The 24,341-nt window shown below is 62.4% G+C and carries 19 protein-coding genes; 9 read left to right on the plus strand and 10 right to left on the minus strand.

Going from position 1 to position 24,341, the window contains the following annotated elements:
* The first annotated feature begins 286 nt into the window (after positions 1-286).
* From XI02_RS29805 to XI02_RS29830, 6 genes are all read left to right on the plus strand, one after another.
* Entirely contained in the window at positions 287-1,108 is an 822-nt protein-coding gene (locus XI02_RS29805; RefSeq protein ID WP_016847995.1) for an ABC transporter ATP-binding protein, read from the plus strand.
* The gene (locus XI02_RS29810) at positions 1,105-3,033 is read left to right on the plus strand and encodes a long-chain fatty acid--CoA ligase (protein ID WP_172647637.1); all 1,929 of its coding nucleotides are present in this window, start codon (positions 1,105-1,107) and stop codon (positions 3,031-3,033) included. Before XI02_RS29805 ends, XI02_RS29810 begins: the two co-directional genes overlap by 4 nt.
* 217 nt (positions 3,034-3,250) lie before the next feature.
* Complete coding sequence (locus XI02_RS29815; protein ID WP_028343071.1) at positions 3,251-4,144, plus strand: branched-chain amino acid ABC transporter permease; 894 nt, start codon at positions 3,251-3,253, stop codon at positions 4,142-4,144.
* A 3-nt stretch (positions 4,145-4,147) separates the two neighbouring features.
* A complete protein-coding gene (locus XI02_RS29820; RefSeq protein WP_057020451.1) occupies positions 4,148-5,221 on the plus strand; it encodes a branched-chain amino acid ABC transporter permease in 1,074 nt (357 codons plus the stop codon).
* A gap of 60 nt (positions 5,222-5,281) precedes the next feature.
* Positions 5,282-6,565 carry an ABC transporter substrate-binding protein gene (locus tag XI02_RS29825; RefSeq protein WP_172647636.1) on the plus strand — a complete coding sequence of 428 codons (1,284 nt, stop codon included), beginning with the start codon at positions 5,282-5,284 and terminating at the stop codon, positions 6,563-6,565.
* A gap of 167 nt (positions 6,566-6,732) precedes the next feature.
* Positions 6,733-7,572, plus strand: a complete 840-nt coding sequence (locus XI02_RS29830) for an ABC transporter ATP-binding protein (protein WP_172647635.1) — start codon at positions 6,733-6,735, stop codon at positions 7,570-7,572.
* Between the two features lie 64 nt (positions 7,573-7,636).
* On the opposite strand, the gene XI02_RS29835 is transcribed toward XI02_RS29830, so the two are convergent.
* Complete coding sequence (locus XI02_RS29835; protein WP_172647634.1) at positions 7,637-8,788, minus strand: AGE family epimerase/isomerase; 1,152 nt, start codon at positions 8,786-8,788, stop codon at positions 7,637-7,639.
* Positions 8,789-8,883: 95 nt separating this feature from the next.
* Here XI02_RS29835 and XI02_RS29840 point away from each other — a divergent pair, with 95 nt between their 5' ends.
* Positions 8,884-10,107 carry a phenylacetate--CoA ligase family protein gene (locus tag XI02_RS29840; RefSeq protein WP_172647633.1) on the plus strand — a complete coding sequence of 408 codons (1,224 nt, stop codon included), beginning with the start codon at positions 8,884-8,886 and terminating at the stop codon, positions 10,105-10,107.
* 104 nt (positions 10,108-10,211) lie between these two features.
* Positions 10,212-10,742, plus strand: a complete 531-nt coding sequence (locus XI02_RS29845; protein WP_172647632.1) for an HAD family hydrolase — start codon at positions 10,212-10,214, stop codon at positions 10,740-10,742.
* Between the two features lie 35 nt (positions 10,743-10,777).
* Here the strand turns inward: XI02_RS29845 and XI02_RS29850 are convergent, their stop codons facing one another.
* The 5 genes from XI02_RS29850 to XI02_RS29870 all read right to left on the minus strand — a co-directional run bounded on the left by XI02_RS29850 (position 10,778) and on the right by XI02_RS29870 (position 15,974).
* Positions 10,778-11,875, minus strand: a complete 1,098-nt coding sequence (locus XI02_RS29850; protein ID WP_172647631.1) for a DegT/DnrJ/EryC1/StrS aminotransferase family protein — start codon at positions 11,873-11,875, stop codon at positions 10,778-10,780.
* An 18-nt stretch (positions 11,876-11,893) separates the two neighbouring features.
* Positions 11,894-12,361: an acyltransferase gene (locus XI02_RS29855; protein WP_172647630.1), complete on the minus strand. Its 468-nt coding sequence runs from the start codon at positions 12,359-12,361 to the stop codon at positions 11,894-11,896.
* Positions 12,358-13,419, minus strand: coding sequence for a Gfo/Idh/MocA family protein (locus XI02_RS29860; RefSeq protein ID WP_172647629.1), 1,062 nt, complete (start codon positions 13,417-13,419; stop codon positions 12,358-12,360). The genes XI02_RS29855 and XI02_RS29860 overlap by 4 nt, the downstream gene beginning before the upstream one ends.
* 229 nt (positions 13,420-13,648) lie before the next feature.
* The gene (locus XI02_RS29865; RefSeq protein WP_172649140.1) at positions 13,649-14,665 is read right to left on the minus strand and encodes an NAD-dependent epimerase; all 1,017 of its coding nucleotides are present in this window, start codon (positions 14,663-14,665) and stop codon (positions 13,649-13,651) included.
* Positions 14,666-14,684: 19 nt separating this feature from the next.
* Positions 14,685-15,974 carry a nucleotide sugar dehydrogenase gene (locus XI02_RS29870; protein ID WP_172647628.1) on the minus strand — a complete coding sequence of 430 codons (1,290 nt, stop codon included), beginning with the start codon at positions 15,972-15,974 and terminating at the stop codon, positions 14,685-14,687.
* A 433-nt stretch (positions 15,975-16,407) separates the two neighbouring features.
* On the opposite strand from XI02_RS29870, the gene asnB reads away from it, so the two are divergent.
* The gene (asnB, locus tag XI02_RS29875) at positions 16,408-18,342 is read left to right on the plus strand and encodes an asparagine synthase (glutamine-hydrolyzing) (protein WP_172647627.1); all 1,935 of its coding nucleotides are present in this window, start codon (positions 16,408-16,410) and stop codon (positions 18,340-18,342) included.
* Position 18,343: 1 nt separating this feature from the next.
* On the opposite strand, the gene XI02_RS29880 is transcribed toward asnB, so the two are convergent.
* From XI02_RS29880 to XI02_RS29895, 4 genes are all read right to left on the minus strand, one after another.
* Positions 18,344-19,519 (minus strand): glycosyltransferase, encoded by a 1,176-nt coding sequence (locus XI02_RS29880; RefSeq protein ID WP_172647626.1) that lies wholly within the window; start codon positions 19,517-19,519, stop codon positions 18,344-18,346.
* 107 nt (positions 19,520-19,626) lie between these two features.
* Positions 19,627-20,436: a bifunctional 2-polyprenyl-6-hydroxyphenol methylase/3-demethylubiquinol 3-O-methyltransferase UbiG gene (locus XI02_RS29885; protein WP_172647625.1), complete on the minus strand. Its 810-nt coding sequence runs from the start codon at positions 20,434-20,436 to the stop codon at positions 19,627-19,629.
* Between the two features lie 22 nt (positions 20,437-20,458).
* On the minus strand, positions 20,459-22,051 hold the full coding sequence (locus tag XI02_RS29890) for a glycosyltransferase (RefSeq protein ID WP_172647624.1): 1,593 nt from the start codon (positions 22,049-22,051) through the stop codon (positions 20,459-20,461).
* A gap of 122 nt (positions 22,052-22,173) precedes the next feature.
* Complete coding sequence (locus XI02_RS29895; protein WP_172647623.1) at positions 22,174-24,339, minus strand: methyltransferase domain-containing protein; 2,166 nt, start codon at positions 24,337-24,339, stop codon at positions 22,174-22,176.
* Positions 24,340-24,341 lie beyond the last annotated feature (2 nt).

The raw sequence follows: 24,341 nt of genomic DNA on the forward strand, positions 1-24,341 counted from the left end.
GTCGGGCACATGACAATTCAACCTATCGCTTTCTCGTATTCAGAGCCACCTCGCGTAACGTCGCGCAGCTCCTCGATGGATCGCTGAAGGCGGACGACGCGAGAGACGGGCTTGCAGGCGGGTGCGGCGTTACCGCGCATGACGCAGGCGATCGGGGCGAGCGATCTCCCGAACGCCGGCATCATTAGTCGGATGGTCTCCCTTCGGCGGCCCATGTAAGATCGAAGAGTAAGATCGAAGCGAAGATAAAGAGCGCGCCAAAGCGCCCGTATCTGGAGGGAACAGGGTGGCTAATAGTCTCGAGGTGCGCGGAGTCTCATTGCGCTTTGGCGGCGTCCGCGCGCTGACCGAAGTGAGCTTCGGCGTCAACGAGGGCGAGCTGTTCTCCATCATCGGCCCGAACGGCGCCGGCAAGACCTCGATCGTCAACTGCATCTCCGGCCGCTACCGGCCGACCGAAGGCCAGCTGTTCTATCGCGGCCAGGACATTACCGGCCTCAACCCGAACGCGCGGCCCCGGCTCGGCATCGGCCGGACCTTCCAGAATCTCGCACTGTTCCACCACATGAGCGTGCTCGACAACATCATGGTCGGCCGCCATCACCTCCTGAAGAACAACTTCATCACGGGATCGCTGTACTGGCTGACCGGCGCGCGCCGCGAGGAGCTGGAGCACCGCCGCAAGGTCGAGGAGATCATCGACTTTCTCGATCTGCAGTCGGTACGCAAGGCGACCGCAGGCACCCTGCCCTACGGCCTGCGCAAGCGCGTCGAGCTCGCCCGCGCGATGGCGCTCGAGCCGCAACTGATCCTGCTCGACGAGCCGATGGCCGGCATGAACTTCGAAGAGAAGGAGGACATGGCGCGCTACATCGTCGATCTCAACGAAGAGTTCGGCATGACGGTGATGATGATCGAGCACGACATGGGCGTCGTGATGGACATCTCCCACCGCGTCATGGTGCTCGATTTCGGCCGCAAGATCGCCGAGGGCGATCCGGCCACCGTGCTCGCCGATCCCCATGTCAAGCGCGCCTATCTCGGCGAGGAAGACGAAGTGCTGGTCGACCCCGACGACAAGCCGGCGGTGCGGGAGAGTGCGGCATGATGGACTATGCCGGTCGCGCCGCGCAGGCCGACACCTTTCCCAAGATGCTGCGCCTGAACGCGAAGGAACACGGCCAAGAGATCGCGCTGCGCGAGAAGGATTTCGGGCTGTGGCGCGAATTCACCTGGAACGACTACCAGACCCGTACTCATGACTTCGCGCTCGGCATGGTCGAGCTCGGACTTGGCCGCGGCGACGTGATCGGCATTATCGGCGACAACCGGCCGGATTGGGTCGCCGCCGAGATCGCGGCCCACGCGATTGGCGCGATGAGCCTCGGCCTCTACCGCGACGTGCTGGACGAGGAGGCCGCCTATCTCCTGACCTATGGCGAGGCCAAGCTGGTCTTCGCCGAGGACGAGGAACAGGTCGACAAACTGCTCGGCCTTGCCGATCGCGTGCCCCACCTCAAGCACATCGTCTATTCCGACCCGCGCGGCATGCGCAAATACGACGATCCGCGATTGATGGAGGCGAGCAAGCTCGTTGCGCTGGGCCGCGATCGCGCCGCGCGCGAGCCCGGCCTGTACGAACGGCTGGTCGACGCCACGAAGGGTGAGGACGTCGCGATCCTCTGCACCACCTCGGGCACGACGGCCAATCCGAAGCTTGCGATGCTCTCGGCCGGGCGCGTGCTGCGGCACTGCGCGACCTATCTCGCCTTCGATCCGAAGGGGCCGGACGACGAATATGTTTCGGTGCTGCCGCTGCCCTGGATCATGGAACAGATCTACGCGCTGGGCAAAGGGCTGCTCTCCCGGATGAAGGTCAACTTCGTCGAAGAGCCCGACACCATGATGCACGACTTCCGCGAGATCGCGCCGACCTTCGTGCTGTTCGCGCCGCGGGTCTGGGAATCGATCGCGGCCGACGTCCGCGCCGGGGTGATGGACGCCTCGCCGTTCAAGCAGCGGCTCTATGACCTCGGCATGAAGACCGGGCTGGCGGCGCTTGCCGAGGGCAAGCGTTCTGTTTTCGCAGACCAGGTGCTGTTCCGCGCGCTGCGCGACCGGCTCGGCTTCACGCGGCTGCGCTCGGCGGCGACCGGCGGCGCGGCGCTCGGGCCGGATACCTTCAAGTTTTTCCAGGCGATGGGCGTGCCGCTGCGCACGCTGTACGGCCAGACCGAGCTGCTCGGCGCCTACACGCTGCATCCCGAAGGCAAGGTCGATCCCGACACCACCGGCGTGCCGATGGCTGACGACATCGAGATCCGCATCGACAATGCCGACGTCAACGGCGTCGGCGAGATCGTGGTGCGGCATCCCAACATGTTCCACGGCTATTACAAGAATCCCGAAGCCTCGGTCGCCGATATCAAGGACGGCTGGATGCATTCGGGCGATGCCGGCTACTACAACGACAACCGGCAGCTTGTCGTGATCGACCGCATCAAGGATCTCGCCGAGACCTCGCGCGGCGAGCGCTTCTCGCCGCAATATATCGAGAACAAGCTGAAGTTCTCGCCCTATGTCGCCGAAGCGGTCGTGCTCGGCGCCGGCCGCGACGCGCTCGCCGCGATGATCTGCATCCGCTACTCGATCATCTCGAAATGGGCGGAGAAGAACCGGATCTCGTTCACGACCTACACCGACCTGTCCTCGCGGCCCGAGGTCTATGCGCTGCTCAAGAAAGAGGTCGAGACGGTCAATGCCACCCTGCCGCCGGCGCAACGCATCTCGCGCTTCCTGCTGCTCTACAAGGAGCTCGATGCCGATGACGGCGAACTGACCCGAACCCGCAAGGTCCGCCGCGGCGTCATCAACGAGAAATACGCCGACATCATCGATGCGATCTACCGCGGCAAGGCCAGGATCCCCGTCGACACCGTGATTCGCTTCCAGGACGGCTCGACGCAGCGCGTCCGCACCACGCTCGAGGTCGTCGACCTCGGCCGCGCCGTGCTCGCGGAGGCCGCGGAATGACTGTGTTGCGCGACCAGGGCGCGGTGCTCATGAATGTGCCCTCTCCCCTTGTGGGAGAGGGCGACACCGCTAGTCGACACGAACTCGCTTGGATGAGGGGTACCCTCTCCACGATCCCGATGCAGAGTCAACCCCTCACCCGGCTTCGCTTTGCGAAGCCACCCTCTCCCACAAGGGGAGAGGGTGCTGGCGCCGCAGTTCGGAGCGACCGCACCCCATGAACACCCAGTTCCTGATCCAGCTGATCGTCAACGGTCTCGTGGTCGGCACGCTTTACGGCGTGGTCGCGATGTCGTTCGTGCTGATCTACAAGGCGACGCAGGTCGTGAACTTCGCGCAGGGCGAATTGCTGCTGGTCGGCGCCTGGGTGTGCTGGGCGCTGCTGACGAAGTATCAGGTGCCGTTCTGGGTTGGCATGCCGATCACGCTGGTCTTCATGTTCATCTTCGGCATTGCGATCCAGGTCGTGATCCTGCGTCCGATGATCGGCGAGCCGATCATCTCCGTGATCATGGTGACGATCGGCCTGTCGACGGTGTTCCAGGCCGCTCTGAAGTGGATCTTCGGCGTCAACCCGCAGCCGTTCCCGCGCGTATTCCAGAGCCAGTCGGTCAGCCTGTTCGGGCTGCAGATCCAGACCGTCTATGTCATGAGCCTCGTGGTCTCGCTCGCCATGATGGTCGGCATGGCCTGGTTCTTCCGCGCCTCCAAATATGGCCTTGCGATGCGCGCCACCGCCTTCAACCAGCAGGTCGCGCAGTCGCTCGGCATTTCCGTCAAGAACGTGTTCGCGATGGCGTGGGCGATCTCGGCCACCGTCTCGGCGGTCGCCGGCGTCGTGGTCGCCGTGGTCAACGGCGTGTCGTCCGGCCTCTCCGCCTACGGCATCAAGGTGTTTCCGGCTGCGATCCTGGGCGGGCTCGACTCGGTCGGCGGCGCCGTGCTCGGCGGCATCATCATCGGGCTATTGGAAAACGTCGCCCAGTATGTCGACAGCCAGTATTTGCACTGGGGCAATCTCTATGAGATCGCGCCGTTCTACGTCCTGATCATCATCCTGATGATCAAGCCGTACGGCCTGTTCGGCACCAAGGATATTGAGCGGGTCTGATCAATGGCGACAAGCACACTCATCCCCTCGGGCGATTTCCGCACCAGCTACGCGGCCGACACCACTATCTTCCCGACCGCGACCAGCCGCAATTTCGCGATCCTCGGCATCGTGCTCGCCTGCTTCGCGCCGATGCTGCTGTCCAACTACCTGCTCTCGATCGCGATCCAGATCGGCATCTTCGCGATCGCGGCCCTCGGCCTCAACGTCCTGGTCGGCTTCACCGGCCAGATATCGATCGGCCACGCCGCCTTCTTCCTGTTCGGCGCCTTCACCTCGGCCTACATCTCCAACAACGCGCCGATCCCGGTGTTCTTCGCCATCCCCCTCGCCGGCGTCGTCACGGCGCTGGTCGGCCTGATCTTCGGCGTGCCGGCGGCGCGGCTGAAGGGGCTCTATCTCGTGATCGCGACGCTCGCCGCACAGTACATCCTGCTCGACTTTTTCTCGCGCGCCGAATGGTTCTCGGGCGGCTCGGTGCCGGCCAGCGCCAACCCGTTCTCGATCTTCGGCTACACCCTGCGTGGTGACCGGCAGTATTTCTACGTCGTGCTCGCCTACATGGTGATCAGCTATTTGCTTGTCACCAATCTGATGCGCACCCGCGACGGCCGCGCGCTGGTCGCGATCCGCGATCACTATCTCTCGGCCGAGATCATGGGCATCAACCTGACCAAGTACCGCACGCTGTCGTTCGGGCTTGCCGCCTTCTTTGCCGGCATCGCCGGCGCGCTCTACGCGCACTATCAGCTCGTCGTCTCTCAGGAAGGCTTTGGCATCGAGCGCTCGGTGCTGTTCCTCGCCATGGTCATCATCGGCGGCACGGGCTCGGTGATGGGCACGCTGATGGGCACGGCCTTCGTGGTGCTGCTGCCGGAATCGATGGAATGGCTGAGCGCCTGGCTGAAGGGCGGCGCCATCGACAAGGCGCTGCAGCTCAACAACAACATCACCTTCCTGCGCGAGATCGCGATCGGCCTGATCATCATCGGCTTCTTGATGTTCGAGCCGGACGGCCTCGCGCATCGCTGGCGGCAGATCAAGGCTTACTGGAAGCTCTACCCGTTCTCGCATTGACGCAAAGCACGGAACGCAACTCAAAATTCGGTTCAACGAATAAGCAGGAGGAAAGAAAAAATGACGATTAGATCCCTTTTGAGCTCGGTCTCCCTTGCGCTGCTGATCGGCAGCGCGGCCACCACCGCGCAGGCGCAGATCGCCATCGGCCATCTGCAGGACCTCTCGGGCGGCACGTCCGACGTCGGCACCCCCTATGGCCAGGGCGTCGCGGACACCTTCGCCTGGGTCAACAAGAACGGCGGCATCGGCGGCAAGCAGCTCAATGTCGACAGCAACGACTACGGATACCAGGTGCCGCGCGCCATCGCGCTGTACAAGAAATGGTCGGCGCCCGACGGCAAGGTCGCGGCGATCATGGGCTGGGGCACGGCGGATACCGAGGCCCTCACCGGTTTCCTGGCGCAGGACAAGATCCCAGACATCTCCGGCTCCTACGCCGCCGCGCTGACCGATCCGGAAGGCACCAGCGGCAAGGCCAAGCCCGCACCGTACAATTTCTTCTACGGTCCGAGCTATTCGGACTCGATGCGCGCGATGCTGACCTGGGCCGCCGAAGACTGGAAGGCCAAGGGCAAGCCCGGCAAGCCGAAATTCGTCCACATGGGCGCCAACCATCCGTATCCGAACGCGCCGAAGGCGGCCGGTGAGGCGCTGGCGACCGAGCTCGGCTTCGAGGTGCTGCCGCCGCTGGTGTTCGCGCTGTCGCCCGGCGACTACTCGGCGCAGTGTCTCAGCCTGAAAAGCTCGGGCGCAAATTATGCCTATCTCGGCAACACGGCGGCCTCGAACATCTCGGTGCTGAAGGCCTGCAAGACCGCCGGCGTCGATGTCCAGTTCCTCGGCAATGTCTGGGGCATGGACGAGAATGCGGCCAAGACCGCCGGCGATGCAGCCGACGGCGTGATCTTCCCGCTCCGCACGGCGGTGAGCTGGGGCGGCAACGCGCCCGGCATGAAGACGGTGATGGAAATCTCCAAGATGTCCGACCCGTCCGGCAAGGTCTATCGGCCGGTGCACTACATCGCCGCGGTCTGCAGCGCGCTCTATCTGAAGGAAGCGCTCGACTGGGCCGCCAAGAACGGCGGCGCCACCGGCGAGAACGTCGCCAAGGGCTTCTACCAGAAGAAGGATTGGGTGCCGGCCGGCATGGACGGCGTCTGCAATCCATCGACCTGGACCGAAAAGGATCACCGCCCGACCACGAAGGTCGACCTGTATCGCTCGAAGATCTCGGGCGCGACCGATGGCGACATCAACGACCTGATGGGCAAGGGCACGATCAAGCTCGAGAAGGTGAAGACCGTCGAGCTGCCGCGCAAGCCGGAATGGTTTGGGTGGTGAGGCAGGAGCCGATCACGTCCACAAATCGTCATGCGCGGGCTCGACCCGCGCATCCATCAAGCGAAGACGTATTCCGAGCGATGGATTGCCGGGTCATAGGCGAGCGGAAGCGACGCCGTCCTTCGGACGGCTATGCCCGGCAATGACATCGAAGGGTAACACAGGCCATGAACGAAACCCTCGAAGCCACCCGCCCGGGACCGACGGCAGTCCCGCCGCCGCCGCTGCTCAGCATCAACAACATCGAGGTCGTCTATGACGACGTCATCCTGGTGCTGCGCGGCCTCAGCCTCGAGGTGCCGAAGGGCGCGATCGTGGCGCTGCTCGGCGCCAACGGCGCCGGCAAGTCGACCACGCTGAAGGCGATCTCCGGCCTGCTCAAGACGGAGGACGGCGAGGTCACCCGCGGCGAGATCCTGTTCGAGGGCCAGCGCATCAACGGCATCGATCCGGACAAGATCGTCCGCCGCGGCATCTTCCAGGTCATGGAAGGCCGCCGCATCGTCGCCGACATGACGTCGCTGGAGAACCTGCGGCTCGGTGCCTTCACCCGGCGCGACGGCGAGGTCTCCGATGACATCGACTTGGTGTTCAAATATTTCCCGCGCCTGAAGGAACGCACCGGCCTCGCCGGCTATCTCTCCGGCGGCGAGCAGCAGATGCTCGCGATCGGCCGCGCACTGATGGCCCGCCCGAAGATGATCCTGATGGACGAGCCGTCGATGGGGTTGTCACCGCTGCTCGTCAAGGAAGTGTTCGCGATCATCAAGGAGATCAACCGCGACCTCGGCGTCACGATCCTCCTGGTCGAGCAGAATGCGCGCGCCGCGCTCTCGGTCGCGAGCCATGGCTACATCATGGAACAGGGCAAGGTCGTGCTCGACGGCTCCGCCGACGAGCTGCGCGACAATGAGGACGTCAAGGAATTCTACCTCGGCGGCGCCGGCGACCAGCGCAAGAGCTTCAAGAACCTGAAGAGCTTCAAGCGGCGCAAGCGCTGGCTGTGAGGATATCGAGCGTTTTCAGGCGGAGTTGCGTGTGCAGAAAACGCGTCAGACCAGGAAGGCGGTTCTATCCGAGCACCTGCTCGGCTTCAGTGACCGCGCAAAGCACATGATAGAACGACGACGCCGGGATCGTGGCGACCAGCGAATTGCCGTCGCGGTCGAACTGATCGTACCAGCCGCCGGCCACGGCATGGCCGAGATAGTGCCGCTCGAGCAGCAGCAGCGCCGCACGCGCCTCGTCCGCCGCGCCGGCTTCGCCCGACTCGGCCTGCGCGATCCACGCCTTCGCCAGCTCGCTCTGCGGCCACAGCCGCCGTGTGTGGCGGCGGATGTTGCCCTCGGCGTCGCCCTCGTCGACCAGGCAGCCGGTGGCCGCGTCGCGATAGCGCAGCGCCGATGCCAGCAGCTCGCCGCGCGGACGCCCGGTCGGGCAGCCGGTGATGCGCTCAAATCCCTTCAGCAACCAGACCCATTCCGCGAGGTGCCCGGGCTCGACGCTGACCGGCGGGATCTTCGACCAGTCCTCCTCGAAATATTCGCCGAGGGTTCGCGTCTGCTTGTCGTAGAGGCTGGCGAGGAACAGCGCGAAGAAATCGCCGGCGCGGTTCTGGAACGACAAATCGTGGGTCGCGTCGAAGCAGGCGATCATCGCCTCGAACAGATGCATCTGCGGGTTCTGCCGGCGCGGCATCGAGGGCGGCAGGCCTTCGTGGAAGCCGCCATGGGGCGAGCGCAGCTGGGTATCGAGGAACGACAGCAGCGCGTCGATCTCGGCGCGGATCTGGGCGTCCTGGTCGAGGCCGTAGACGGTCGCGAGCGCAAGCAGCACGAAGGCGTGGCCGTAGGTGTCGCGCAGCGCATCGTGCACGCCGCCCTCCGCGGTCAGGCTGTAGACGAAGCCGGGCCGGCCGTCCGGCGCCTTGGCCTTGGCCAGCAGGTAGTCCAGCCCCTTCAGCGCGATCGCGCGTCCTTCCGGATACCAGCCGAGCTGGGCCGCCTTGGCGTAGCAATAGATCTGGCGCGCCTGCACCATGATCCGGCGCGGGGCGGCGCGGTCGGCTGTCCCGTCCTGGTGCAGCCGGTCGACAAAGCCGCCGGCGGTGCTGTCCCAGCCTGCGGTCGACCACAGCGGCAGGGCCTGGTCGACGATTCGGCGCTTCAGCCTCGCGACGACGTCGGCGGCCCGATCCGCCGCAACGCTCTCTACCTCAGCCATCGTGCTTCCTGGAACCGTCCCAATGTCAGCGGTCACCGTCTGATAGCACGGGCGGACCGGCACGCAACCCGCGCACATCCTCTCAAGGACCTGCCATGACCGACCATTACGACGCCCTTGAAACGCGCGATCCGGCCGAGCGCGAGGCCGCGTTGTTCGCCCGGCTGCCCGAGGTGCTGCGCAAGGCGATGGCGGCGCCTGCCTATGCCAATTTGCTGAGGGGCACCGATCCCGCCTCCATCACCAGCCGGGAGGCGCTGGCGGGGCTGCCGGTGCTGCGCAAGTCAGAACTGCCGGCCCTGCACAAGGCCGCCCCGCCGTTCGGCGGCTTCGTGGCCGACACGCCCGGCTCGTTCGCCCGGCTATTCACCTCGCCCGGTCCGATCTTCGAGCCCGAGGGCCGTCAGGCGGACCCCTGGCGCGGCGCCCGGGCGCTGTTCGCGGCGGGCTTTCGCGAGGGGGATGTGGTGCTGAACACCTTCAGCTATCACCTCACCCCCGGCGGCTTCATCTTCGACGCCTCGGCGCGGGCGCTCGGCTGTGCGGTCATCCCGGCGGGCCCCGGCAATACCGAACAGCAATTCGAGCTGATCGAGGCGTATCGCCCGGTCGGCTATAGCGGCACCCCGGACTTCCTGAAGATCCTGCTCGACGCTGCCGCCACCGCCGGCCGCGACGTATCCTCGATCAAGCGCGCGCTGGTCTCGGGCGCGGCATTTCCGAAATCGCTGCAGGAGGAGATGAAGTCGCGTGGCGTCGAGGCTTACCAGGCCTTCGGCACCGCCGATCTCGGCCTGATCGCGTTCGAGACGGCGGCGCGCGAGGGAATGACGGTCAACGAGGACCTGATCCTGGAGATCGTCAAGCCCGGCACCGGCGATCCCGTTGCGCCGGGTGACGTCGGCGAGATCGTGGTGACCTCGCTCGATCCGCACCATCCCTGGATTCGCCTCGCGCTCGGCGACCTGACCGCCGCCCTGCCCGGCGCAAGCCGGTGCGGGCGCACCAACATGCGAATCAAGGGCTGGATGGGCCGTGCCGACCAGACGACCAAGGTGAAGGGGATGTTCGTGCGCCCCGAGCAGATCGCGGAGATCGGCAAGCGCCATCCCGAGCTTGGACGGCTGCGCCTCGTCGTCACGCGCGCCGGCGAGGCCGACGCGATGACGCTGAGAGCCGAATGTGCCTCGGCGCCGGATGCCCTGTTGAGCGAAGTTGCAGCGACGCTGCGTGCGGTAACAAAACTCGGCGGCACCGTCGAACTCGTCGGCACCGGCTCGCTGCCGAACGACGGCAAGGTGATTGCGGACGAGCGATAACCGTCGAGACCACACGGGGCGTGATCGGTCCAGATTTGTCGCGCGCGGCGTTGTGAACTATTGAGCTAGCTCATGCCTCGTGGAGACGAACGGATCATCACCTCATGAGCAGCGCTTCCGGAGATCAACCGCGAAAGCCGGCCGTGTTCTTCGATCGGGACGGCGTCCTGAACCAGGACATCGGTTACCTGTTCGAAAGCCACAGGCTGGTCTGGATCGACGGCGCGCGCGAGGCGGTCAAGGCCGTCAACGACATGGGCTATTTTGCGTTTGTCGTGACCAACCAGTCAGGCGTCGCGAGGGGTCTCTACGAGGAGACGCACGTCCGGCAGCTTCACGACTGGATGGCCGATGAGCTTGGCAGGATCGGCGCGCATATCGACGCCTTCGAATACTGCCCGTTCCATCCTGAAGGGACGGTTGAACGATATCGGCAGGTCAGCCACCGGCGCAAACCGTCGCCGGGCATGATCAATGACCTGCTGGAACGCTTTCCGGTCGACGTCGAACGCAGCTTTCTGGTCGGCGATCAGCCGACGGATCTCGAGGCGGCACATGCGGCCGGGCTGAAGGGCTACCTGTTCTCAGGCTCCAATCTGGAGCTGTTTCTGAGGCCTCTGCTGCTCGGGAGCTGAAGACCACAGCGTCAGGCGCGAAGCAGCGCTCGCGATCAGAACTTCCGGATCAGGTCGATCACCTCGTCCTGCTGCTGGCGGGTGATCTCGGCGAACATCGGCAGCGAGAGAATCCGGCCCTGATCGCGATGCGCGTTGGGGAACTGCTCGGGCCGGTGATCGAACCGCGCATAGGCCGGCAGGAACGGCAGCGCGGTGGGATAGTTGATGGCGGTCTGCACGCCGTTGGCGTTGAGATGGGCGGCGAGCGCGTCACGGCGCGGATGCCTGATCGTGTAGAGGTGATAGACGTGGCTACGTGCCGGCGCGACCTCGGGCACCACGACATCCTCGATCTGGTTGAGGCCGGCATCATAGACCTCGGCCGCGGCCTGCCGGGCCTCGGTCCAGGCGGCAAGATGCGGCAGCTTGGCGGAGAGGATCGCCGCCTGCATGCCGTCGAGCCGGCTGTTGATGCCTTCGATGTGGTGCTGGTGCTTCACCAGTCCACCATGGCGCGCCAGCATGGCCATCTGCTCGGCGAGCGCCGCGTCGCTGGTGACGACCGCGCCGGCATCGCCCATCGCGCCGAGATTCTTGCCGGGATAGAATGAATAGGTCGCGGCCGCGCCGAACGTACCGACCATGCGGCCCTTGTAGCGCGCCAGATGGGCCTGGGCGCAATCCTCGATCACCCACAGCTTGTGCTTCTGCGCGATCGCCATGATCGCGTCCATATCCGCGGGCTGGCCGTACAGATGCACCGGAATGATGCCGACCGTGCGCGGCGTGATCGCGGCCTCGATGGCCGCCGGATCGATCGTGAACGTCGCCTCGTCGGTGTCGCAGAATACGATGGTGGCACCGGAATGGGTGACCATCGCCGCGGTCGAGATCCAGGAATGCGCCGTCGTGATCACCTCGTCACCCGGCTCCACCTTCAGCGCCCGCATGGCGAGGTAAAGCGCGTCGGTGCCATTGGCGCAGGACACGCAATGAGCGACCTCGGCCGCCGCCGCAAATTCGCGCTCGAAGGCGTCGACATAGCTGCCGCGAATGAAGGCGTTGTCGCGGATCACGCCGGCGATCGCAGCGTCGATCTCGCCCTTGATGGACTGGTATTGCAGTTGCAGGTCGGCATACGGCACCGCCATCGATATTCCCCTATTGCCCTATTGGCTCGTCAGCAGCCGGCGCGCCGGATTGCCGGCATAGGTGCCTGATGTCGTGATGTCCTTGGTCACCACCGATCCGGCGCCGATGACGACGTCGTCGACGATCCTGACCGGCATGATCGTCGCGTTGGAGCCGATCGACACCCGGTTGCCGATCACCGTCTCGCGCCACAGCTCCTTGCGTCCACGCGCCGGGCCGCCGGTGGAGAACGTGTCGTTGACGAACATCACACCGTGTCCGACGAAACAATCCTCGCCGATGGTGACGAGCTCGCAGACGAAGGCATGCGACTGCACGCGGGTGCGCGCCCCGACGATCACGCCCTTCTGGATTTCGGTGAAGGGCCCGACGAAGCAGTCGTCGCCGAGCTTGCAGCCATAGAGGTTGCAGGGCTCGACGATCTTGACGCGTTCGCCGAACGCGACATCGCGCACGCTGGCCTGATGTACCTCCGGCCGGTTCACGAAACGACGCCCAGCCGGCTCAACCGTGGCGTGAAGCGCAGCGCGACTTCCTCGCCGGTCTCGATCGACTCGTAGAGGGCCGAGATCAGCTCCAGGCTCTTGCGGCCCTCGAGCCCGTCGACCAGCGCGGCGCGCTGGTTCTCCAGGCAATCGACCACATGGTGATAATAGGCCTGATGGCCGAAGCCGTAGACGTTGGGCGGGTTGACCGAGAACTTCTCCACGACGTCCTTGTCCGACGGCAGCTCGTCGACAAAGCGCCAGTGCCGGATCTGGTTGACCGCGAAGCCCGAAATCTCGACCGTGCCCTTCTCACCCAGGATCGAGAGCGAGCCCTCGAGATCGGTCGGGCGCGCTGCGGTGGTCGCCTCGATGATCCCGAGCGCGCCGTTGCGGAACTTCAGCGTTGCGACGGCCGTATCCTCGGTTTCGATATTGGCCAGCGCCGTTGCCGCGCGCGCATGCACGCTCACCACGTCGCCGAAGAACCACTCCAGCATGTCGACATGGTGGCTCGCCTGATTGGTCAGCACGCCGCCGTCATAGGCCCAGGTGCCGCGCCAATCGTCCTGGTCGTAATAGGCCTGGTCGCGGCACCAGCGCACCCGGACCGTCCCCAGGATGAGCTTGCCGAAGCGGCCGGCGTCGAGCGCCTCGCGCGCCTTGACCACAGGCACGTTGAAGCGGTTCTGCTTGACAATGAACATCTTGACGCCGGCCTCGTCGCAGGCCCGGATCATGTCGTCGGCGTCCTGCAGACGCAGCGCCATCGGCTTCTCGACCACGACGTGCTTGCCGGCCCTCGCGCAGGCGATCACATGCGCGGGGTGCTGACCGCTCGGCGTCAGCACGGCGATGGCATCGATGTCCTTCCGCGCCAGGAATTCGTCCATGTCGTAATGGGCCGCAACGCCGAACTTCCCGGCAACCGCATCGGCGCGCCCGCGGATCGGATCGCAGACCGCGACCAGGCTCGCTCCTTCGATGTGATTGCCACCTAGGAGATCCGAGTGACGCTTGGCGATACGCCCGCACCCGAGGAGGCCAAATCTGATCATGCAACAGGCCCTGTCTTGTCTCGTGGCTGGCCAGTGCAACCAGCCGAAGAGCCGAGGGAACAAGCGGCCTTGCGAGCCGCACGGTAGCGTTCCATTACCCAGAAAACCCGGGATAAAGCAAGGCCATGCGCCGATTAGGTGGCGGACGGCACGCCGATTCCGCCATGTTCGTCGCCGGGCAGTGGGGAGCAAGCCCGATCCGCACCGACCCCCGAATGTCGGCTCCCTATCAAACCTTGTGGTACTCGCGGTACCACTTGATAAATCGCGCGATCCCATCCTCGATGCTGGTCGCAGGCCGAAATCCGATGTCCCGCGCCAGATCTTCAATGTCTGCATAGGTCGCCGGCACATCGCCGGGCTGCATCGGAAGCAGTTCCCTGATTGCTTTCCGGCCGAGCTCCTTCTCCAGCAGAGAGACGACGTGCAAGAGCTCCTCGGGGTTATTGTTGCCAATATTGTAGATCTTCCAGGGCGCCCTGCTGCTCGAAGGATCGGGCGCGGCTGTGGGGGGGATTGATTGCCCCTGAGGTGGCCGCTCCAAGAGGCGGATGATCGCTTCGGCGATATCGTCAACAAACGTGAAGTCACGGCGCATATCACCGTTGTTGAACAATTTGATCGGCGTTTCACTCAAAATCGCTTTCGCGAAAATGAACATGGCCATGTCCGGGCGGCCCCACGGACCATAGACCGTGAAGAAACGCAGGCCGGTAGCAGGGATGCCGTACAGATGGCTGTACGAGTGCGCCATCAACTCATTGGCCTTCTTTGACGCGGCGTACAGGCTGATCGGATGGTCGACATTGTCATGCACCGAGAAGGGCAGTTTTGTATTGCTGCCGTAGACCGATGACGATGATGCAAACAGCAAGTGTCCGCACCCGTTGTGGCGACATCCTTCAAGAATATTGATGAAGCCCTCCAGGTTTGCATCCACATAGGCATGTGGATGCTCCAGCGAGTAGCGCACGCCGGCCTGGGCGGCGAGGTGGACAACGACAGGAAAACGATACGCGGCAAAGAGCGACTTGATACCCGCGCGATCAGTCAAATCGAGCTTCACAAAAGTGAAGTTCGGGTCGCGCTTCAGGATCTCGAGACGCGCTTCCTTCAGTTGAGGATCGTAATAGTCGTTGACGATGTCCAGGCCAACGACCTTGCGGCCCGCCGCCAAGAGGCGCTGGGCAACATGAAAGCCAATGAACCCGGCAGCTCCAGTGACCAGTGGTGTATCGTGCGACATCGCTTTCTCAGCCATTGTTCTATAGCCGCCAGAGCTCGATGCCGGCGGGAGCTACGCTACGGTCGAGCTTCGCTTTGACATCCAGAATGAGGCCCGTGCCGCCATCCAATAGGCGCTGAAAGAGCGGCCAGCCACCCGCGAGATAACTATCATGTGCCACAGCCAGGATCACCGCATCAGCCGGACCCAAGGCATCCAGATCAGTCAGCGTCAGCCCGTATTCGTGCCTTGCATCCTCCGCGTTCGCGAGAGGGTCATGCACCTGCACATGAATACCAAATGTCTCGAGCTCGCGGATGATGTCGACCACGCGGGAGTTGCGCGTGTCCGGAACGTTCTCCTTGAAGGTCAGGCCAAGCACCGTGACAGTGCTTCTGCCTCCCCTTCCCTTCCCGCGAAGCAGCATTCGAACACATTCGCGGGCAATGCGCTGACCCATGCCATCATTGATCCGGCGACCGGCCAGGATAACCTCCGGATGGTAGCCCGCTCGCTCGGCACGGAAAGTCAGATAGTAGGGGTCGACGCCGATGCAGTGGCCACCGACGAGGCCAGGCTGAAACGGCAGAAAATTCCATTTGGTGCCCGCGGCGGCCAAAACGTCGCCGGTGTCGATATTCAGCACCTGAAAGATCAGCGACAGCTCGTTCATGAACGCGATGTTGAGATCGCGCTGCGTGTTCTCGATGACCTTGGCAGCCTCGGCCACCTTGATGGAAGGTGCGCGATGGATACCAGCGGTCACGACGGACCCATAAACATCGGCGACGATATCGAGCGTTTTTGGATCCTGAGCCGAGACGACCTTCATGATGGTCTCGAAGCGGTGCAGCTTGTCGCCGGGATTGATCCGTTCGGGAGAGTACCCGACCGCGAAGTCCACCCCCGGTTTCAAATCCGATACCTTCGCCAGGATGGGGATACATTCCTCTTCGATCGCGCCAGGATAAACCGTCGATTCGTAGACGATGATGTCGCCCTTCTTGAGTACACTTCCGACCGTGCGCGACGCGGCAATCATCGCCCCCAGATCCGGCCGGTTCGCATCGTCGATTGGCGTCGGCACGGTGACGATGAAAAAATCCGAGCCACGGATCGCCGCCGGATCCACGCTGAAGGTCAGGGAACCATGGCGAAGATCGTCGGCGTCGACTTCACGCGTCCGGTCAAACCCTTCGCTGAGCTCGGCGACACGGCTCGTGTCGACGTCAAAACCAACGACGGGAATCCCCTTGCGCGCGAAGGCAACCGCAACGGGAAGCCCGACATAACCCAATCCGATAACTGCAATCTTTCGGGAATGTGACATCAAAAAAGTTCCGGCCCAGGCTCACCATCGACGCCGGTTGTTTAGCCGCCCGACCGCTTGCGTCGCAAGAGCGAAAGTCCTTAAAATTCCAAGGATTTTGCCGCAAAAAGCATGCTATTGCCAGCGCGACTCAAACAGAATAGCAAGGTACACTAACCTCTCCGGCCCATTGGCATCCCTTTGAGGCACCTGCGACACACCCGCATGCGTCGGCCATTGAATTCTGTCGCCCCCCGTCCTGGTGTCGCCAGTTTCGTTCGATCGGCTCCCACCTTCGTGGCTATTGGTTTGGGCTCGAACCGGCTCATCAACCTTCGATTGCCGCCCTATTCCCGTGGTCCAGATGCGATGTGAACTCATGGTGCGGCAACAGCAATCGCCCGGGCTCGGTCCCTGCCCACCGACCGATTTGCAAGACTTCCTGTAGGCCACGATGTGCGGAATCGCCGGATTTCTCGCGGACCCCAGCCGTCGGACATCGATTGACCAGCTGAAATCCATCGCTGACGCCATGGACGTCAGCCTGGAACATCGCGGGCCCGACGATCACGGCGTGTGGGTCGATGCCGAAGCTGGCATCGCGCTCGTTCACCGCCGCCTGTCGATCGTGGATCTTTCGCCCGCCGGGCACCAGCCGATGCACTCGGCCGACGGCCGCTTCGTGATCGTCTACAATGGCGAGGTCTACAGCCACCTTCCGATCCGGGCCGAGATCGAAGCGACCGGTCATCGCTTTCGCGGACACTCGGACACCGAGGTCCTGCTCGAATCGTTTGCCCGATACGGAATCCGCGTGACGGCCGACCGACTGATTGGAATGTTTGCGATCGCGATCTGGGACAGGCAACGGCGAACCCTGAAACTCATTCGCGATCGTCTCGGTATCAAGCCGATCTATTGGGCCAAGATCGGCGGACTGTTCATGTTCGGCTCGGAGCTCAAGGCGCTCCGCCAGCATCCGGGATGGACGCCTCGGATCGAACCTGCGGCGGTCGCCTCGTTCATGCGCCATAATTACATCCCCGCTCCCCACACGATCTATCGGGATGTCCACAAACTCGAGCCGGGAAGCATTCTGACGCTGGAGGTCGGTCGCGAACCGCAAACCGAGAAATTCTGGGATGCCCGGCAGGTGGCTCTCGACGGGCTGAGCAATCCGCTCACTGGAAACGAGGCCTCGCTGGTCGAACAGCTTGAGACGCTTCTTGTGGACGCCGTCCGCAAGCGAACGATGGCGGATGTGCCGCTCGGGGCCTTCCTCTCCGGCGGCGTCGATTCATCGACCGTCGTCGCGTTGATGAAGGCCGCAAATGTCGGACCGGTCAAAACGTTTTCGATCGGCTTTGAGCAGAAGGCTTTCAACGAGGCTCCCCACGCCGCCGCAATCGCCAGACATCTCGGAACCGAGCACACCGAACTCATCGCAACCTCGCAGCAAGCGCTCGAGGTCGTACCGAAGCTTTCCGAAATCTTCGACGAGCCGTTCGCTGACTCGTCACAGATTCCGACCTACCTGGTTTCGGCGATGACACGCAAGCACGTCACTGTCGCACTTTCGGGCGATGGCGGCGACGAACTCTTCTCGGGCTACAATCGATATCAGCTGACCCGGCGTTCCTGGAGGATGCTTTCGCTGGTGCCGACTCCCGCGCGAAAGGCACTCGCAGCGGGCCTGACTTCGGTAAGCTCGGAGCGATGGAACGCGATTTTCGACTACCTTCCGGAGCACAGCTATCCACGACTGCCGGGCGACAAGATTCATAAATTCGCGAACGTGCTCGGGTTGAACGATGCCGATGAGCTGTACAGAAAGCTGATTAGCCATTGGGACCCGGATAGCATCGCGCCCGGCGTGGGGGAAGCCCGTGGGGTCTTGTGGGATAATTCCGTACGGACCGACTTTCCGAACTTGCTCGATCGAATGCAATTCCTCGACTCGGTGACCTATCTTCCCGACGATATCCTGACGAAGGTCGATCGTGCGAGCATGGCGGTCGCTCTTGAAGCGAGAGTGCCGCTGCTCGATCACCGCGTTGTCGAAATGGCCTGGCGGCTCCCGCACTCCGTCAAGATCCGGCGCGGCGTCAGCAAATGGCTGTTACGTCAGGTTCTGTACCGTCACGTCCCGAGAAATCTCGTCGAACGTCCAAAGATGGGCTTTTCTGTTCCACTCGACGAATGGCTGCGCGGGCCGTTGCGGCAGTGGGCAGAAAATCTGCTTTCCGAGAAGCGGTTGCGGGAGACGGATCTCTTCGACGTCGCGCTCATTCGCCGGCACTGGACCGAGCATCTGTCGCGCAAGCGCAACTGGCAATACGCGCTCTGGGACGTCTTGATGTTCGAAGCCTGGCGTGAACGGTGGGGATAGATTACTTCGAAATCCGGATGCTCGGGATATCATTCGGAATCTTGCCCTCCAGCAAGCCGCGATAAAGATCCTCATAGCGCGACACACAAGCATCCAGGCTGAAGGTCTTTTCGGCCCGATCTGCCGCGTTCATACCCATCCGGACTCGCAATGCCCCGTCCACCGAGAGACGGAGTATCGCCTCGCTCATCGCCTTGGGGTCACGCGGCGGCACAATGACCCCGGTTTCTCCGTTGATGTTCGCCTCCGGGTTCCCTCCCACGTCAGTTGCGATCACTGGAAGTCCGGCCGCCATGCTCTCGAGCACCGCATTCGAGAACCCCTCCTCGTGCGAGGACAGAACACCGATGTCGGCGCCACACAGGAGGTCAGGCACGTCGCTTCTTGAATCGAGAAAGAGCACGTTGTCAGCTATTTTGAGATTCGTCGCTTGTTCACGCAGCGCCCCGCCGATTCCGTCGTCGCGCCCCACCACTAAGAGCCTCCAGCCGGCGGGCAAATGGGGGCAAGCCATCGAGAAAGCCACGAGCAAATCCTGATGTCCTTTGTAAGGGATGAGGTTTGCCACCATAATGAAAACAAGCGCGTCTTGATCGATTTCGAGGGAGGCACGCACGCCCTGCCGCACCATCGAAGACTTTTGATACTTTGCGAAATCGATGCCGTTGTAGATCAGGCCGAGCCGATCTGCCTGGACGTTTTCGTCATCATGCAGTTGGCGCACCACGCTGTTTGAATTGCCGAGAATGGCCGTCATATGGGGATGCAGCCAGCCTTCGATCGCAGGACTAAAGCGAATGTTACGCTGATAGTAATTGAGGCTTCGTCGGCTCATGATCCGAACGGGAACGCGAGCCAGAATCGACGCCGGAGCCCCCAGGATGTATGCCCCAGGCAAAAAGAAGTGAGCGATTGCCGGACGAAATCGGCGCATGACCCGGCAAAGCCAGAGTACCGTCTCAGCGAGACGCACGAAGCTTCGTATCCGAGACGCGCCGCCGGAACGCCGCGCGACCGGACGGGCTATCACCTCGAAGCCGGCCGCCTCCAGACCGTCTGCGAGCTTGCCTCTCTCGGTCAAGCAACAAACGACCGGCTTCCATCGGCCGCGATCAAGTCTCGGGATGATCTGTGCCAGATGCCGCTCGGCTCCCCCGACATCGAGGGAGCCGATCACGTATATGATCGGGAGTGGGCTCATTGTCTGAAAATCAATGACATCCTCGCCGCGACCGCGAACGCCTTGTCGCGATCCCATGCGGCAGAGCACGTAACATCGTTCCTCTACGCATTCCGAACAAACAGGAATTCGGAATTTGCTTCGCCGGTTGCGATCTTCTCGAGCTTGAAGCCCATCTTCTCGACAAAATCGATCGCGTCCTTGTCGTAGACGAACTCCATGGGCCAGCCGCCGAGCCAATCGCGGATGTCGGTAAACTTGTTCATGCCGCGCATTTTCTTGTATTCCCGCACCCGCCGCAGGAACGCGGGCAAATTGCGCGGATCTCGGTACATCTCGAAACGCCAGACGTACCAACCGTCCATGAGCCTGCGCCGCAGCCAACCGGAAGCAACGTATCGGCGCTTCACATCAAGCCAGAACTCCGGAGTCGGATCTTTCTGCACGTCGGCCGAGTAGAGTGCGATGTAGAACAGTCCTCCCGGCTTCACTCGGCTGGCTGCATTTTTAATCGCATGCCAGACCTCGCCCGTGTGATGCAGCACACCCCACGAATAGACCAGATCGTAGAGCGGCAATTTGGCGACGTAGGCATCGTCGAGAACCGACCCCTGCTCCGCGGTCCAATTGGCAGGGTTGCCCGCTTGCGACTGGACAAATTTGCTGGCCCGGACCGAATCCGGATCATAGTCGAAGCCGTCCACTCGGGCGGCGCCTGCATCGAGCATGGCAATCGAATGCAGCCCGCTGCCACAGCCAATATCGATAACCGTCAGGCCATTGAGATCGGATCGCCCCATGAACTGAAGGATATGACGCTTCGAAGTCTGAACCTTCTCCGCGTCAAAATTCTTCTGAATGAAGTCATGCCAATTCTTTCCGAACTCGAAGCGCTTCTCTTCTACCTGGTCCATCAAATTGTCCTCTGGAATCCGTTTAACCATACACCGCGAGCGTTTCATCGATCGCACGCTGAACCCCGAAGCGCTTGAACGCGAACTCAGGACCATCTTTCGCCGCGGCTTCTCGCCAGTGGCCGTCTCGCAAAAGGCGCACGATTTGGCAAGCACTCGATGCCGCGTCCCAGCCTTGGAGAACCCACCCTGACTTGCCGTGATTGACAGCCTCTGGCGCGCCGCCGGCGGGCGTCGTCACAGCGGGCACCCCCAAGAACTGCGCTTCGACCAAAACGTTCGGAAGCCCCTCCGCACGGGAGGTCAGAAGCATCAGGTCCATGCTGGCAATAGCGGCCATCGACTCCTTCAGATGGCCCGCGAAAAACACGGCTCCTGCCAAATCGTCAGCAGCCGCGCGAGCCTCCATGACCGCGCGCAAAGGTCCATCTCCAACGATCAGAAAACGCACATCAGGCAGTTCCCGGCGGATGAGCGCTGCGATCTCCAGCCACAGCATGGGGCACTTTTCCTCGGTGAAACGCATCACGGTCCCCACAACCTGCGCGCCGGGTTCAATCCCGACGCGCTGTCGGAGCTTAGCGCAATCCGCCTTGTACCCCGCCAGCTCGGACTCATCAAAGGCATAACCATTGCGGACAACGCCAATCGAGTCCTTGGCCAATCCAAGCCACGCCTCGTAAGCCCTCGCGCCGGCCGCACTGTTGTTGATCATCTTGACACCCGGCTGACGCGCGAGCCAGCGGTAGCTTTCACGCATGTATGGCTGATGAAAAACGAAATTGATCGGCGGCAAACTACGTTGCGAGATGATGATCTTTGGCACGCCGGTCAGCACCGCCGCGATACCCCCTTTGATGTTGACTTCGTCGAGCCACAGATGGGCAATCTCGGGGTTCTGCGCCGCCAATGTCTTGGCATAGAGGGCCACGTCGTCCCGCAGTTCCGGCGGCAAGGCATCGACGACGGCGCGCCGCGCCGGTTCGAGGTTGCTGTCCACCTCAGTGCCGATGACGCTGGCTGCAATATCCCTGGACTCCAGCTCCGGCAGAAAAAACCTGCTGACTGGGGAGGATAGATTGACGCATGCCACGCGGATGCTTGGCTTCCGGCCTTCGCGAAGCCCCCGCGCCGTGACCACCAATTGGCGCTCTGCACCGCCTGGGCCAAGCGTGCCGATCATCATCGTCACACCGTGCTGCTGCGCAATCGATCTCCTCGCGGCCGAGACACCTTGCCTCTCCAGCTGGATACCGAACTGCCTGAGCGCGCGACGATGTCGTCCATCAGGCATCGCCAGGACGAGCTTGAGAATTCCACGCTCGACCCGCTCCACCATGCTGAGTTCTGCCGGATCGCGCGCCAACAAGGGACGACAGCGAGCCATCTTCGACCAGGCGAACAAATACGCATCTTTGAACGTGACGATTGGAGGTCGACGCGGCCGGTACTGCCGAATAAATGCAATCGTGCGGTGCGGCAGATTGCGACGGACCGCCACGGCGAATGCCCTCGCCACGAATTTTGGCCCTATTGCAAACATGGAAGAAACGGTCCGCGCCGGCGGCCGCCATGCAGCATTGCCCTTCGATGTCGCTTGTTCCTCCTTGCCCACGTTCTTCGCCCCCTAGACAAATGGCCTAGCCGGCCCCCGTTCAAATCTTGCGGTCATGGGTTTGCTCGATCCTGCTTAATACGCACGATGGGTTCGGCACTAGCTTCGGCCCGGTCGCCCGCTCACGATCGATAGATCCAGGACGGGAGCTTGGCTGCAAACCACCGCAGCGCCCAAGGTCGTTGCGGTCGATCTGCCTTCTCCACAACAGGATCAGCCGACGGACCCGCCTCAACAACCTCGCTATCAACTGCCGAACGGACCGCAATTTCATCGCGGGCGGCCAGCATCCCGTCGGCCATAAGCTCTATATTAAAAGAAGTCTTGACCTGTCGCGGGGCCAGTTGCGCAGCTTTTTCTCTCCAGCGCAAGTTGCCTAGCAAGTCAACGATAGTATCAGCCATAACCCGCGCTGTCGCATCGGGCTTGAATATCTGCCCCGTCTTGCCATCCAGCACAGCCTCGGGAGCGCCTCCAGCGGAGGTCGTAGCGACGGGAACCCCAAGGGCCTGAGCTTCGAGAATGACGTTTGGAAGACCCTCGATACGAGACGCCAGAAAGAATAGGTCCATTGCTGCGATTGCCGCGGCCGGGCGCAGTTCCAGATCGGCAAATATCAATGCGCCGGTCAACCCAAGCTGCTCGGCGCGAGCGCGAACATCATCGAACCGCGCGCCATTGCCCACCAGCAGGAAGCGCACATTCGGCATTTTCTCACGTATTATCGCGGCGACATCGAGCCAGAGGAACGGACGTTTCTCCGTCATCATCCTGAAGACACCGCCAACAATCAGCATCTTCTCATCGATGCCCAACGCCGCTCGGTATTGTTTTCTCAGGACCTTGGGTGCAGCATCATTGTCGAGGTCAATTCCGTTGTGCACGACCTTGATCGCTCCCTCTGGGAGCTCCAGCCACGCGGCATACGCGCGCGCACCAGCATGGCTGTTATTTAGCATCTGCAGGTTCGGTTGCTCTGCCAAGAACCGATAACAATCACGATGGTACCCGTGATAGTAAGGGAAATTGTAGGATGGCATATTGCGAAAGCAGAGCAATGTTCGGGGGATCTGCAGTACGGTCGCTGCGATGCCTCCTTTGATGCACACTTCGTCCATCCAGAGATACACCGTCTCGGGATTTACATCCGAGAGAACGTCGTAGTAGGCCCTTACGTCAGCGAGCTCCGGCGACAACACTTCAAATGGATCGGGATCCGCCGTCTTCCCGGATCCGGTCGGAGATTTGGCGGCAGAGAAGCCGTCGATGATTTTGACGCCCGCCTTCTGCAACCTGGCTCTGAAGAAATTCTCCCGTTCCGTCGCCGGCGGATGGACGAGCGCCACAGTAACTGAATCAATCCCTCTCGATACGATCTGTTCGACCAAGGCGACCATTTGCCGTTCGGCGCCACCCGGGCCCAACGAACCAATGATCATCAGGATTCCACTGCGATGCGGCGACGCCTTTGCCGACGCGCTCGACCTCGCCTGCGCAGCAAGGGCCTGAAAGGCCGTTAATTGCTCCTGATAGTCGGTCGCTCGCCCCTTCTGCCCAATGTACAGAAGTCGATTCCCCGCCCCAGCCTGAGTTGGCTTGTTCTGGCGCATGTTCTGAAGCCAATCCGGCAAAGGATCAACGAGCGGCTTTCCGCTCCAGAAGGCATCGTTCGGGACAAAGATGTTGTCGTCGAACCCCACCTGATGCGTCACCACCTCGTCGAAGCCGAACCGGGAGAGAAGTGCTTTCAGTGACGATTGATCGAGTGAGCGAACGTGCTGCCAGCGATGGAACAGCAAATTGCTGACCGGGCAGTATGCCATGTCCAAATCGAGGTCTTCGTTGTTGGGCGTCGTGATGACCAACACGCCCCCGGGCCGCACAAAGCGCGCCAGACGATCAAGCGTGACGTCCATGACCTCGTCCAGAACATGCTCGATGACCTCGGACATGATTACGACATCAAAGGTCTCCGTCGAGTCGTCGCCCACGACGCCCAGGAATCCATCGAAATTCTCCAGCGCACGCTGCAGATTTGCCGCGCGTCCTTTCGACGGCTCGTATCCCGCCACAGTCAGGCCCCGCTGGGCCATGAAGCGAAGAAGGTGGCCATCGCCGGCACCGAAATCGAGAATGCGTCCGTGCTTTGGAAGTATGTGATCGATAGCCGTAATGACACTACGGCCGCCAAGCTTCGCGAAACTGAGTTCGGTCAGCCGGGTTTGCCCCACATTGTCCCAGAACCGGTTGACCAGTTCGGGGGTCCACTTCAAGCGTTCCGCAGCCATGT

This window comes from Bradyrhizobium sp. CCBAU 21365 (assembly GCF_015291305.1).
GTDB classification, from domain to species: Bacteria; Pseudomonadota; Alphaproteobacteria; order Rhizobiales; family Xanthobacteraceae; genus Bradyrhizobium; species Bradyrhizobium elkanii.

What these genes read in the sequence shown, in the direction of transcription:
- XI02_RS29850 (WP_172647631.1), bottom strand. Translation starts at nt 11,875, where the DNA reads ATGGCGGTGCCGTATGCCGACCTGCAACTGCAATACCAGTCCATCAAG.
- XI02_RS29815 (WP_028343071.1), top strand. Translation starts at nt 3,251, where the DNA reads ATGAACACCCAGTTCCTGATCCAGCTGATCGTCAACGGTCTCGTGGTC.
- XI02_RS29810 (WP_172647637.1), top strand. Translation starts at nt 1,105, where the DNA reads ATGATGGACTATGCCGGTCGCGCCGCGCAGGCCGACACCTTTCCCAAG.
- asnB (WP_172647627.1), top strand. Translation starts at nt 16,408, where the DNA reads ATGTGCGGAATCGCCGGATTTCTCGCGGACCCCAGCCGTCGGACATCG.
- XI02_RS29865 (WP_172649140.1), bottom strand. Translation starts at nt 14,665, where the DNA reads ATGTCGCACGATACACCACTGGTCACTGGAGCTGCCGGGTTCATTGGC.
- XI02_RS29830 (WP_172647635.1), top strand. Translation starts at nt 6,733, where the DNA reads ATGAACGAAACCCTCGAAGCCACCCGCCCGGGACCGACGGCAGTCCCG.
- XI02_RS29885 (WP_172647625.1), bottom strand. Translation starts at nt 20,436, where the DNA reads ATGGACCAGGTAGAAGAGAAGCGCTTCGAGTTCGGAAAGAATTGGCAT.
- XI02_RS29820 (WP_057020451.1), top strand. Translation starts at nt 4,148, where the DNA reads ATGGCGACAAGCACACTCATCCCCTCGGGCGATTTCCGCACCAGCTAC.
- XI02_RS29860 (WP_172647629.1), bottom strand. Translation starts at nt 13,419, where the DNA reads ATGATCAGATTTGGCCTCCTCGGGTGCGGGCGTATCGCCAAGCGTCAC.
- XI02_RS29825 (WP_172647636.1), top strand. Translation starts at nt 5,282, where the DNA reads ATGACGATTAGATCCCTTTTGAGCTCGGTCTCCCTTGCGCTGCTGATC.
- XI02_RS29840 (WP_172647633.1), top strand. Translation starts at nt 8,884, where the DNA reads ATGACCGACCATTACGACGCCCTTGAAACGCGCGATCCGGCCGAGCGC.
- XI02_RS29845 (WP_172647632.1), top strand. Translation starts at nt 10,212, where the DNA reads ATGAGCAGCGCTTCCGGAGATCAACCGCGAAAGCCGGCCGTGTTCTTC.
- XI02_RS29835 (WP_172647634.1), bottom strand. Translation starts at nt 8,788, where the DNA reads ATGGCTGAGGTAGAGAGCGTTGCGGCGGATCGGGCCGCCGACGTCGTC.
- XI02_RS29895 (WP_172647623.1), bottom strand. Translation starts at nt 24,339, where the DNA reads ATGGCTGCGGAACGCTTGAAGTGGACCCCCGAACTGGTCAACCGGTTC.
- XI02_RS29870 (WP_172647628.1), bottom strand. Translation starts at nt 15,974, where the DNA reads ATGTCACATTCCCGAAAGATTGCAGTTATCGGATTGGGTTATGTCGGG.